Annotated in this window: 10 protein-coding genes; 5 read left to right on the top strand and 5 right to left on the bottom strand. The window is 46.2% G+C overall.

Going from position 1 to position 12,677, the window contains the following annotated elements; genetic code table 11:
• Positions 1-35: 35 nt before the first annotated feature.
• Together CHI14_RS16925 and CHI14_RS16930 are read right to left on the bottom strand one after the other, a co-directional pair.
• Positions 36-1,550, bottom strand: a complete 1,515-nt coding sequence (locus CHI14_RS16925) for an ABC transporter permease (RefSeq protein ID WP_095289672.1) — start codon at positions 1,548-1,550, stop codon at positions 36-38.
• Between the two features lie 12 nt (positions 1,551-1,562).
• A complete protein-coding gene (locus tag CHI14_RS16930) occupies positions 1,563-3,014 on the bottom strand; it encodes an ABC transporter permease (protein ID WP_481856428.1) in 1,452 nt (483 codons plus the stop codon).
• 137 nt (positions 3,015-3,151) lie between these two features.
• On the opposite strand from CHI14_RS16930, the gene CHI14_RS16935 reads away from it, so the two are divergent.
• Positions 3,152-4,897 (top strand): ABC transporter ATP-binding protein, encoded by a 1,746-nt coding sequence (locus CHI14_RS16935; RefSeq protein WP_095289673.1) that lies wholly within the window; start codon positions 3,152-3,154, stop codon positions 4,895-4,897.
• A gap of 112 nt (positions 4,898-5,009) precedes the next feature.
• Here the strand turns inward: CHI14_RS16935 and CHI14_RS16940 are convergent, their stop codons facing one another.
• The 3 genes from CHI14_RS16940 to CHI14_RS16950 all read right to left on the bottom strand — a co-directional run bounded on the left by CHI14_RS16940 (position 5,010) and on the right by CHI14_RS16950 (position 7,744).
• A complete protein-coding gene (locus CHI14_RS16940) occupies positions 5,010-5,789 on the bottom strand; it encodes a hypothetical protein (RefSeq protein ID WP_095289674.1) in 780 nt (259 codons plus the stop codon).
• A 110-nt stretch (positions 5,790-5,899) separates the two neighbouring features.
• Positions 5,900-6,661, bottom strand: a complete 762-nt coding sequence (locus CHI14_RS16945) for a LuxR C-terminal-related transcriptional regulator (RefSeq protein WP_249281151.1) — start codon at positions 6,659-6,661, stop codon at positions 5,900-5,902.
• 18 nt (positions 6,662-6,679) lie between these two features.
• On the bottom strand, positions 6,680-7,744 hold the full coding sequence (locus tag CHI14_RS16950; RefSeq protein ID WP_095289675.1) for a suppressor of fused domain protein: 1,065 nt from the start codon (positions 7,742-7,744) through the stop codon (positions 6,680-6,682).
• Between the two features lie 148 nt (positions 7,745-7,892).
• Between CHI14_RS16950 and CHI14_RS30100 the strand changes: the two genes are divergently transcribed.
• From CHI14_RS30100 to licT, 4 genes are all read left to right on the top strand, one after another.
• Complete coding sequence (locus CHI14_RS30100) at positions 7,893-8,186, top strand: antitoxin Xre/MbcA/ParS toxin-binding domain-containing protein (protein ID WP_095289676.1); 294 nt, start codon at positions 7,893-7,895, stop codon at positions 8,184-8,186.
• A gap of 349 nt (positions 8,187-8,535) precedes the next feature.
• Positions 8,536-9,993 carry a glycoside hydrolase family 1 protein gene (locus CHI14_RS16960; RefSeq protein ID WP_095289677.1) on the top strand — a complete coding sequence of 486 codons (1,458 nt, stop codon included), beginning with the start codon at positions 8,536-8,538 and terminating at the stop codon, positions 9,991-9,993.
• Between the two features lie 69 nt (positions 9,994-10,062).
• Positions 10,063-11,487, top strand: a complete 1,425-nt coding sequence (locus CHI14_RS16965; RefSeq protein WP_095289678.1) for a glycoside hydrolase family 1 protein — start codon at positions 10,063-10,065, stop codon at positions 11,485-11,487.
• A 232-nt stretch (positions 11,488-11,719) separates the two neighbouring features.
• Positions 11,720-12,571: a BglG family transcription antiterminator LicT gene (licT, locus tag CHI14_RS16970; protein ID WP_095289679.1), complete on the top strand. Its 852-nt coding sequence runs from the start codon at positions 11,720-11,722 to the stop codon at positions 12,569-12,571.
• The last annotated feature ends 106 nt before the right edge of the window (positions 12,572-12,677 follow it).

Raw genomic sequence — 12,677 nt, forward strand, 5'->3', positions numbered from 1 at the left:
CCTGGATAATTTGGAATGGAATGAATGATTTTGAATTAAGCTTTTACCAATTTCGGATCAAGTGCGTCGCGCAGACCATCACCGAGAAAGTTAAATGACAGAACGAGCAGAATGATAGCCAGACCCGGATAAATGGCGAGATACGAGTGCGTTTCCAGATATGTACTGCCCAGCTTGAGGATGTTGCCCCATTCCGGGATATGCGGTTCGACACCCAGTCCCAGATAGCTCAGGCTGCTGGTAGCAATGACCGCTCCGCCAATCGTAAGCGTGGATTTGATAATCATTGGTGCAAGCGAATTGGGAATGATGTGCTTGAAAATGATGGAACGGTTGTTATAACCGAGTGCACGCGCAGCCTCCACGAATTCGAAGGTGGAAACATACAGGACACTGGCTCTCATGGTACGTGCATAAGTCGGGATCGATCCCAGACTGAGGGCCAGAATCAGATTAACCGTATTGGCACCAAATGCCGCAATGATGGCTATGGCCAGCAGGATGCCCGGAATGGCATAGAGGACATCGAGCAGCCGCATGATGATATTGTCTGTGTGTCTTCCATAGAATCCGGAGAAGGCTCCAAGGACTCCACCAATGATTACAGGAATAATGGTCGATAGGCAGCCTACGATCAACGAGATGCGGGCACCGAATACGATTCGGGAGAACAGGCATCGCCCGAAGTCATCCGTCCCGAGTGGATAAGCCAGGGATGGCGGCTGCAGCAGGGCGGAATAGTTGTTTTCGACCGCCATGCTGTAATCAAAGGTGAAGAAACTACAGATCGAGATGGAAAATAGAAAGATGATAAAAAACATGCCGGACATCGCTGTTACGTTAGGAGCCAGTCGGTCCCAGAGGTCGTTCCAGAAGTTTGATTTCTGTTTCCCTTGTCTCCGGTAGCGCCCAATGATGGAAATGCCGAGCAATAGTGCAAATACGTTTCCTGTGACCGAGGTCAGGATCAGCAGGATGCTGACAGCAACCATCCAGCGCGGGATGACCGAAGCAGCAGTATACTGGGCTACAATCGTCAAGACGACCAGGTCAATGACCAGAATGAGTAGCAAGGCGGCCATGGCTGGCAAAAACGTATCTGATACATAGGGTTTAAACATATTGAGCGCCGATACGCCAATAACGAATAGCTGCGTCAGCAGCATATAGACTGCGAAGGTGTACTCCACTTGCTTTGCTTTTTTGATCAGATGAAATGCCGCTGTGACGATGAAAATATTGCCAGAGCAGATGGCCAGCAACTGAACCCAAGCGAGCCTGCGGGTTAATGCTGAAATATGTCCGTGCCTGGTCAAGTCTTTTCGGATGAGCAGCATCAGGATACTCTGAATAATCGTGAAGAAAAGATAGATACAAAGTGCAGTCAGCAGAAAGGGTCTGAATTCTTGCCTGCCCAAGTCATAACTGTTAAACAGCAGTAACACCGTTAATAGGAAAGAAGTAACCCACGCAAAGCTGGCCTGACTGTATTCTGGTGAAGACTTAAGCCGGAAACGAACTTCTTGTGTTAAGGAACCCGAATTTGTCATATTGCACCTGCTTTAATATTGTTTCATCTTGGAACGTACTCTTGGATCGATAAATGCGTACAACAGATCTACGATCACATTAATGATGGAAATGGTAATCGCTGTATACACTACTCCGCCCATGATACTCGGAATATCGGGAATGAACTGTTTATCCACAATGTAACTGCCGAGTCCGCTAATATTAAATACTTTCTCCGTTACGGCCGCTCCGCCGAGCATACCTCCGAATTGCAATCCAACGACCGTTACGATTGGAATCAATGCATTACGTACCGCATGTTTCAGCAGAACACTCCGTTCGCTGAGTCCTTTGGCGCGAGCCGTCATCACGTAATCTTCGTGAATAACCTCCAGAGTGGAAGAACGGGTCATCCGGGCTACTGCAGCCGTTAATCCTGTTCCCAGAACAATGGTTGGCATAATGATGGACAGCCAGTTCTGAGGATTGAAGGTCGCGGGAAGCCACTGCATTTTAATAGAAAAGTTTAGGATGAAGATCAGTCCCTGCCAGAAGTTCGGAATTGACAATCCGATCAGAGCGATAAACATAAATGTGTAATCAAACAGCGAATTGGGCTTGATCGCCGAGATGATCCCGATGGGAAGTGCGATGACAAGGGCAAGCAGTAGAGAAATGACTGCGAGTGTCAGTGTAATCGGAAACTTTCTGGCTATGGTCGCGGTCACATCCTCATTTCCTGAGAAGGATTTGCCTAGATCAAACAGCGCGATTCCCTTGATATTGTTCCATAGCTGAACGAGATAAGGCTGATCCAGACCGTATACGTGATTAAAGGCAGTAATCTGCTCCTGTGTAGCTGTCTCTCCGAGAATGTTGGCTGCCGGGTTGAACGGAGACAGATACAAGATGGTAAATACGAGGGTAGCTACACCCAAAATGACGAACATGGTCATCAGTATTCTTTCAAATATGTACTTAAGATAAGGATTGCCATAGATCCATAGAATGACGTACATCAGACAGCCTGGAATAATAGATAGGGCCACAAACCAGGGTTTATCCAGCAGTGCCCGGAACGTGTCGGCCATGGTCAGGCGCTGTTCTCCATGTTCCTGCAGCCTGCGTGACGTTCGTTCATACAACTCTTTCTGATAGGTTTCCTCCAGCCACTGCTCAGTCTGACGCTTGAATTCAGTTTCACTGACCTGCTGCTGGAAGAAGCGATGTTTGCGCCTCAGCTGTTCTTCTACTATGGTTCGAAGCTTATCCCGGTAAGAAGAAGAGTGCATCTCCTGTTCTACAGTTCGCTGAGCCGTTTGCCATCCATCCTTTTCGCGTCTGGATTGCCACACCAGAAGCACAATCAGATTGATCGGCAGCCCGAGAATAAACAGAACATATCGGTAGGAGGGATGAAGCAGCATTTTGCCATAAATGAAACTCAGATTCTCTGCAAGCCGTGCCATTTTGCCGCCTACTGCAAGATTCAAATCGAGCAAACCTCCCTTCATTCAGGTTTAAATTGCATTATTCCGATTGATATAGTATATATTATTTAGGGTCTATTCAATTGTCAAGGTATGGAATTGTGTACATATTATGAAACGCATAAATATGAAGGAAAGCAGGTGTTTGCATGCAGCCTTTACTGAAAGTTAGTGATTTGTCGGTCTCTTTTCATTCCGGAGAGAATGAATTTCAGGCGGTACGGGATGTCAGCTTCGAGGTTCGGAAAGGGGAAACGCTTGGGATTGTTGGAGAATCGGGAAGCGGTAAAAGCGTAACAGCCCGTTCCATTATGAGGCTGCTTGCATCTCCTCCATCTCAGATGAAGCAGGGGGAGATTTTGTTTCGCGGAGTTAACCTGGCAACCAAAACGCAAAAAGAAATGGAAAGCATCCGCGGCCGTGACATCGGCATGATTTTTCAGGATCCCATGAGTTCGCTTAATCCGACCATCAAAGTTGGAAAACAAATCTCCGAAAGTCTGATCAAGCATCAGAAGCTGTCACGCAGGGAAGCGAAAAAGCAAGCCATCGCCATGCTCGAACTGGTTGGCATATCACGAAGTGAAGTGCGCTACAATCAGTACCCGCATGAGTTCTCGGGAGGCATGCGTCAGCGGGTAATGATCGCCATAGCACTTGCTTGCCGCCCGGAGCTGCTGATTGCCGATGAACCAACGACTGCACTCGATGTGACCATCCAGGCCCAAATTCTGAATCTGATGAAAGACATGCAGGAACGGCTCGGGACGTCCATTATATTGATTACACATGATCTGGGGGTTGTGGCCGGAATGTGTGACCGCGTCGTGGTCATGAAAGAGGGACAGATCGTGGAATCCGGGACAACGGCAGAGATCTTCGCGAATCCGAAACACGAATATACGTCCAGACTCCTGAATGCCTTGCCGCGGTTGGATGAGAAGAAGAAACCCAAACCGGTTTCGCTGTTCCCTAAGGATCTAAAAGATGATCAGCCTCTGCTTGAGGTGAAATCCCTGCGGCAGCATTTTAATCTTGGCAAAGGCAATACACTGAAGGCAGTGAATGATATCAGCTTTTATATCCGCCAGGGCGAGACACTGGGGGTCGTAGGAGAGTCTGGCAGCGGCAAGTCCACGACGGGGCGTGCCATCTTGAGACTGCATGAACCGACTGGCGGAGATGTCTTGTTCAAAGGGGTTCCACTAAACCGGCTGTCCGCTTCGGAAATGAAAACGATGAGACGGCATATGCAGATCATCTTCCAGGACCCCTACGCCTCATTGAACCCGAAATTGAGAATTATGGACATAATCGGTGAAGCGCTTGATATTCATCAGCTGACAAAGACAACAGCGGAGAGAGAAAAGCGGGTGGAAGAGCTGTTGGAAATGGTGGGGCTTGATCCATCCCATGCGCTGCGGTACCCTCACGAATTCTCTGGCGGTCAGAGACAGAGAATCGGGATTGCGCGGGCACTTGCTGTGGAACCGGAGTTTATTGTGTGCGATGAGCCGCTGTCTGCGCTCGATGTGTCCATCCAGGCGCAGATCGTGCAGCTGCTTGAGGAATTGCAGCAGCGGCTTGGCTTGACGTATCTTTTTATTGCACACGACTTGTCCATGGTCAAACATATCAGTGATCGTGTAGCTGTGATGTATAACGGTAAAATCGTTGAGCTTGCTGAGAGTGAAGAGCTCTATTCCAATCCACAGCATGCGTATACGAAGTCTCTTCTCTCTGCAATTCCGGTCCCTGATCCGGCTGTGGAAGCGAAGAAAAAACGGACGGTGTATGAAGAAAACAGCAGAGAGCAGCTAGCCGATCGTTACAATCTGGAGCAGTCCAAGTGGGTCGAAGTAACGGAGGGGCACTGGGTGGCCGTTTCTGGTTAGAACGGATTAGGGTGATCAAACAAGTAGGCACGAAAAAATAACCCCGTCAGTGATCTGTACAAGATCAACTGTGCGGGGTCCTTTATACGTTTGTATTAGGTTGTGGACTTTATTATTTGAATTGCACCGATTTCTTGATGTTGTCAATCTCGGCTTTGCTTGCATCATCCAAATACGTGAAGATGAAGTTGAAGGCATAACCTTCAATGATGGTGCTGTAGTAATCCTGTGTAATGGTTGTGCCGTCACCAGCATCCATTGTGATTTGCATAACGTCCATCTCTTTACCGCCGATCGTTTCAGTTGCGATATCTTTATATTCGTAAGGGAACTGGCTGTCGACCATGAATTTCTTGGTTGCTTCCAGGTAGTCTTTACCTGTGCGAATCCCTTGCAGAAGGCTGACTTTCTCGGCAATGGCCATAGCGGAAGGACCTACTTCCTGACCACCCAGTGGCAATTCCGAAGCCATCAACAGGTTCAGTGTTTTGGTTTGGGACAGTTCAAGCTGTTTTTTCTTCATATCATCGTCACCGGCAATGGCATCCGAAGAAGCGCTTGTCAGCTCGTTCATTCCTGCTGCATCCTGGAACTCCCATTCCTCAGGGAATTTCAATGATACACCGAAGTAGTCATTCGTGTAGGAACCTTTTTCGGTTGTGCCCAGTTCCACGTTAGCTGAATTGTCTTCCTCAGCTGCTGCGTCAGTCGACGTTTCTGTACTTTCAGTATCCTCAGTCTTGGCTGTATCCGTGTCTGTAGCGGCTGCAGTTTCTGTTTTAGTTGTGTCTTCCGTTTGAGCGTTGTTATCTGCCTTGTCACCGCAAGCGGCTGCAACAAGCATCATCATGATGAGCATAGTGAATAAAGACGTTTTTTTTGTGATAGACATAAAACCCTCCTGAAATAAATGTGTGTGTTTTCTCTCTGAAATGTTGCGTACTCCAAAATTGTAGCACAAACGTTCTGCTTTACCACCTATAGGAAACTATAGGGGTCCCTCTATAAATAAGACAATCGGCTTGCAATTGAAACAGCTTCCGTGCTGGATTGCACACCTAATTTGTTGAAGATCACTTTTTTGTGGTGATTCACAGTGCATTCCTTGATTTTTAATTTCAAAGCAATGGCCTTAACGGTTAACCCTTTGGAGATCATCTCGAGGATGGTTAACTGACGCTCAGTGAAATCTACAGAAGGTTTCTCGGAAGGAACGGATGACATCAGGCTCTGGTAGCTGTTCTGCATATGGGCAGGAATGAGCTTGGCAATGGCGATTAATTCACTTTGCATATCTGCGTTAATGGTGGACACATCCAGATAACCGGAATGGTTGAGTCCTACAGATAGAGGCGTAGCGTAACAGTGCCATTGTTGAAAAAGAGGGCTCTCATGCTGCTCTGGTGGCAGCAATACCGGTTCGTTCTTTTCCATGGTGGCCGAAATGGCGTTAATTCCACAGCTCTGTGCAGTGAAAACCATGCCTGGACGAATCGGTGACTGCTTCACTTCATCCTCCAGATCAGGGCTGTAATCCATGGCGAGCAGCACGCCATCCGCATCCGTAAGCAGAAACAGATAGGTGCTGGACAGGTTCTCCCGGATATCCGATAGACTGCGCTGGAAGGCACCGATCAGAAAATGATTGATTTTGCGCAATCTTTCCAGACTGGTCCTGGAAATATATTTAATATGAGTCATGCCGGATCTAGGTGCACTGATGTCAGACCAATGTTCCAGCAAGGCCGATGTAGTGACAGACATGATATTACCTCCTTACATTTAACCGATGGTTTCTACGACGCGACCTTCCTGATCGGTAATTTCAGTTCGGACTATTCGGATAACCAAGCCGGGAAGGGAAGGTATATCGAATGTCATTTCCGAAGGTTTAAGATGAGCTGTGAGTTCGTTTACTGTCTGTTCATTCACGGTTATGGTTATTTTGGTTTCTTCTTCATGAAAAGAAGCGTTTTCCCCGGCCTCGAAGGTGATATTTACACCTGAACCGACAAGTGATAATGGAGCACCTTTTGCAATACGGCTGCGCAGTATTTTTCCAATCAGAACCGCCTGTTTGGCTCCAAGCTGGAGTTCGGCGGGCATATTTTTTTGCAGCAATCTTTTGCGGGAAGGCGTCCAAGCCAGTTGTTGTATGAATAAAAATGCCGTGCTGGAGCCTTCAAGCTCAATTCCACGCTGAACAGCCTGCCCTACCGATGGAATATCCACATAGGAGTTACGCATGAGATCCGTGACATATTTGGGCATGAAAGGTTCGCATGATTTGAGGAATCCGCGAGTATTCCACGTTTGCATCGTTTCCAGTTCACGTCCGGTAATTCCGACCATCTGAATAAACTCCAATTTGCCATTAGGGGTGGACAGCTGCTTCAGATCCGGGTCTTCAATGAAGGAAAGGGCGGTGAGCAAGGTATCAGAGCCCAGACAGATCGGTCCATTGGCATCCAGGTAGTCGCCTGCGCGAAATACGTTTCCGCTATTGAAGACATACCGTCCCATATTCTGTAACAAGTTCAGCGCCCAAGCGGGAGGTTCAGTCTCATCCTCTGTTCGGGTAAGCCGAAAGGTCAGTTCGAATCCATATCCACTGTGCTCCGGATCATTGGTTTCTTTGTCATATAGCTCTGAGAATCCGTATGTTACAAAATGCCAATGAGGCGTTGGATATTCCACTGTATAGGCACTGATTCCATCCAGAGGGTCGGGTCCCCCGAGTGCATAAGGGATGGCTGTGCCATAATGTTTGGGTTCCTGCTCCCCATAAAGTTTGTTAAATGCTGTATCAATGGCATCCCAGCCGGCTGTGCTTGCTTCATCAGTCATGATGGGGTCCTCCTTCATGTTCCAATTTCCCAGAAAAACATTTAAAATTAAGTTTACCTTTCTCAGTTTACGTTTCAAGCGGCTTAAGGCTGAATTATGTCAGATAGGACTTCGGGGTACCAAATCGCATTTCAGGGAGATAATTTACATGAGTATGAAAGATATCTTTCTTGCTGAATTCAATCAGGAGAATTGGGACTCATTTGTTATATGCTTTGCCGATCGCTTTTTGCAGGTTAATCCCAAACTGGTGGAAAGCGCGAAACAAAAGGGAATTCCGGCAGATATATGTCAGGTGCTTTTATGCGAAATGGGGGAGTATGCACTGGAATGGGTGCGCAAAAAGGTGCCTGCTTTAGGCGACCAAAGTCCTGCAAGCTATCTGGGTCATACAGACGGCGCAAATGCATTAAGAGCAGCCATTATGCGCATGCCGCGTTGAAGTTCTTCTATATAAAATGGGTGTCACGTGGTGAAGTTGATTTTCAAATATAGATATGTTACGCTTACATCACGAGAGAAAAACAACAGAATAATCAATACATCGTTTGATGGATTGTTACTGCGAAGACAGGCAAAACCTAAACTGATGGTGAAATGAAAGCTCCTTTTTTGGGCGCTATTTTACCTTGAGTTTAGGTTTTTCTTGTTTTCTGGCCTGTTTTGGGTTCATGGATCAGGAACAACCTCAAGTGGATCTACTGATTATCGTGTTGGTTTGCTCGAAATAGGACATTCTATCTTTCTGACTTGTCATTACAAAATAAATTGTTGAAAAGAGGTTGTTGTTCATGACTACGGCAAAAAAAGGTTTCCCTGAAAACTTCCTATGGGGCGGCGCTACAGCTGCCAATCAATTGGAGGGTGCATTCGACAAGGACGGCAAAGGTCTCTCCACAGCAGATATGATCGCCCATGTTCCCAAAGAGAAACGTACGGGCGGACATGCGATGGAAATCTCCTCTTCCCGCATCGAAGAGATTCTGTCAGGCAAAATTGAAGAGCGTTTCCCGAAACGTTTTGGTATCGATTTCTACCATCGTTTCAAGGAAGATATCGCTTTGTTTGCCGAAATGGGCTTCAAAGTATTCCGCTTGTCCATTCACTGGGCGCGCATTTTCCCGAATGGTTATGATCAGGAACCGAACGAAGCAGGTCTGAAATTCTATGACGAAGTCTTCGATGAACTCTTGAAGTACGGCATTGAGCCGCTGGTGACCCTGTCTCACTACGAAACTCCGCTCGGTCTGACGCAGAAGTACAATGGTTGGGCTGGTCGTGAAGTTATTGGGCACTACGTAAGATATGCAGAAACGGTATTCAACCGTTATAAAAATAAAGTGAAATACTGGCTGACTTTCAATGAAATCAACGTTATGCTGTTTAGCCCGTACACTGGCGGCGGCATTCTGATCGATAAAGTAGACAACAAATTGCAAACGACGTATCAAGCGCTGCATCACCAATTCGTAGCAAGTGCAATGGTAACAAAACTTGCGCATGAGATCATGCCAGGTTCACAAGTGGGCTGTATGCTCGCTCGCATGGAGACATATCCGGCGACTTGTAACCCGGTAGATGTTCGTTTGGCTCAGCACGAGAATCAGATCAACCTGTTCTTCACGGATATGCACGCTCGTGGTAAATACCCGAACTACATGGCCCGTTATTTTGAAGAGAACAACATCGTGATTCAAAAAGAAGCTGGCGATGATGAAATTTTGCTGAACAACACGGTCGATTTCATCTCCTTCAGCTACTACATGTCCGTGACCAAATCAGCTTCTGCTGACCTGGAGGAAACTGCAGGCAACTTGGCTGGCGGTGTGAAAAACCCTTATCTGGAAGCTTCCGAATGGGGTTGGGAGATCGATCCAATCGGTCTGCGCGTAACGCTGAACAACTTCTGGGATCGTTACCAAAAACCATTGTTCATTGTTGAGAATGGCCTTGGAGCTTATGACAAAGTAGAAGAAGATGGATCAATTCATGACTCCTATCGTGTGGATTACCTGAAAAAACACATCGAACAAATGAAGGAAGCCATCAAGGATGGTGTGGATCTGATCGGATTTACGGCGTGGGGTCCAATTGACCTGGTGAGCATGTCCACTTCCGAAATGTCCAAACGGTACGGCTTCATCTACGTAGATCTGGACGACGAAGGTAACGGAACCCTGGAACGTTCCAAAAAGGATTCCTTTGACTGGTACAAAAACGTGATTGCAAGCAATGGTGAACAGCTGTAATACAGGTTCGGATAGCGTGAACGCTTCTGACAAACAATGAATAGACACGATAAGAGAGGAATGATTGAGATGACAACACCATTTCCTAAGGACTTTCTATGGGGCGGCGCGGTAGCCGCCAACCAGCTTGAAGGAGCTTATAATACGGATGGTAAGGGATTGTCTGTCCAAGATGTGATGCCTCACGGGATCACAACGCCAAGAACAGAAGGACCTACGGAAGATAATTTGAAATTGATCGGTATCGATTTCTACAACCGGTACAAAGAGGACGTAAAACTGTTTGCCGAAATGGGCTTCAAAGTGTTCCGCACATCCATTGCCTGGTCCCGGATCTTCCCTAAAGGGGACGAGCTTGAGCCAAACGAAAAAGGTTTGCAATTTTACGATGACCTGTTCGATGAGTGCCACAAATACGGGATTGAACCCCTAGTAACGATTTCTCACTATGAGACGCCGCTGCATCTGTCCAAAACGTATGACGGCTGGGTTAACCGTAAAATGATCGAGTTTTACGAACGTTATGTAACCGTTCTGTTCAACCGGTTCAAAGGCAAAGTAAAATACTGGCTGACGTTTAATGAAATCAACTCCATTTTGGAAGAGCCATTCATGAGCGGCGGGATCTATACGCCAAAAGATCAATTGAGCAAGCAGGATCTATATCAGGCGATTCACCATGAGTTGGTGGCAAGTGCACTGGCTGTTAAACTGGGTCATGAAATTATGCCGGAAGCCAAAATTGGCTGTATGGTTCTGAGTATGCCTACGTATCCGCTGACTCCGAATCCGGATGATGTGGTTGCAGCGATGCATGCAGAACAACGCAATGACATTTTTGCTGATATCCACGCACGTGGATACTATCCAAAATACATTAACCGTTATTTCAAGGCGAATAATATCAATATCAAGTTCGAAGACGGAGATGCAGAAATTCTGAAGCATACGGTCGACTTTATCTCGTTCAGCTACTATGTAAGTATCTGTGAAACAGGAGATCCGCAAAAACGCATTGAAGGAAAAGGAAATCTGTTTGCAGGGGTTCAAAACCCTTACCTCAAAGCAAGTGAATGGGGCTGGCAGATCGATCCGCAAGGTCTGCGTGTAACGCTGAACAAATACTGGGATCGATACCAAAAACCATTGTTTATCGTTGAGAACGGGCTGGGTGCCGTGGATGAATTGATCACGGATGAGAACGGCAATAAAACGGTAAATGACGATTATCGCATTCAATATCTGAATGACCACTTGGTGCAGGTTGGTGAAGCGCTTGAAGATGGTGTCGAAGTTATGGGCTACACTTCATGGGGCTGTATCGACCTGGTTAGTGCATCGACGGCAGAGATGAAGAAGCGTTATGGATTTATCTATGTGGACCGCAACAACGACGGAACTGGTTCACTGGAACGGTATAAGAAAAAATCGTTCCATTGGTACAAAGAAGTTATTAGTACTAATGGTGCAAGCTTGAAAGGCATTAACGAATAATAGTGGTTCAAAAGGCATGGTTGACAAGCATCTTCTCATGTCATAATTAGTCACATTAACCGCTTTCACAAAAACATTGTCATATAGATATTTATATGGTAAGATGGGCCTAAGGCTAATGAATAACTGGATTGTTACTGTTCAATCAGGCAAAACCAGAAGCAGGGCATCTTTCGTGACCTGCTTTGGTTTTGCCTTTTACTACTTTGACGGTGCAAGGTGATGTGAAGAAATGAAAATTGAGAAGGTGCTCAACAACAACGTAGTTACCGTGATTGATTCGGGCGGAAACGAACTGGTCGTCATGGGGCGGGGAATTGCCTTCAAAAAACATGCTGGTGAATCGATCGACGAAAGTCTTGTCGAAAAAATATTCTCTTTGGAAAGCAAGGAAGTATCGCAGAAACTGAAAACGCTTCTGTCCGATATTCCAGTTGAATATGTTGAATGCTCGGATGAAATTATTCGTTATGCGGAGACGGTGTTAGGTGAGAAGTTACATGAGAGCATCTATATTTCACTAACGGATCATATTCATTTTGCCATTGATCGACATCGTCAAGGGTTGCAGATTCGTAACGCGCTGTTCTGGGAGATCAAGCGCATGTACCGCAAGGAATATGCCATTGGACTAAAGGCACTTCAGATTATTGAAGAAACGCTGGGTGTACTGCTTCCTGAAGACGAATGCGCATTCATCGCCATGCATCTGGTCAATGCCCAGATGAACGGTGAGATGAGAGAAACCATCAGTATTACGAATATTGTCAAGGACATACTCAACATTGTAAGGCGCAGTTTTGTCATTGAACTGGATGAGGATTCGCTGAGCTATTATCGCTTCTTAACCCATCTGAAGTTTTTTGCTCAACGTGTGCTGCAAGGTACAGCCATTGAAGACAAGGAAGAAGATAATCCGCTTCATGATCTGGTGAGTAAGCAATACCCTGAAGCATTTGCTTGTGCAGTCAAGATTAATGATTATACGCGGAAGATCTATAATCGGGTCTTGTCTAAGGAAGAAATACTGTATCTGACGATTCACATTGAGCGTGTGGTAAGAAATGAACAACCAACTGAATAATTTTGGGATTGTTACTGCTAAAAAGGCAAAACCTAAACGTTGAATAATGATAAGCTTAAACTGCTTTGTCATTATCCAGTGTTTAGGTTTTTTTTTAACCTTCATT

The sequence above is a fragment of the Paenibacillus sp. 7516 genome, from assembly GCF_002272715.1.
Classification (GTDB): Bacteria; Bacillota; Bacilli; order Paenibacillales; family Paenibacillaceae; genus Paenibacillus; species Paenibacillus illinoisensis_A.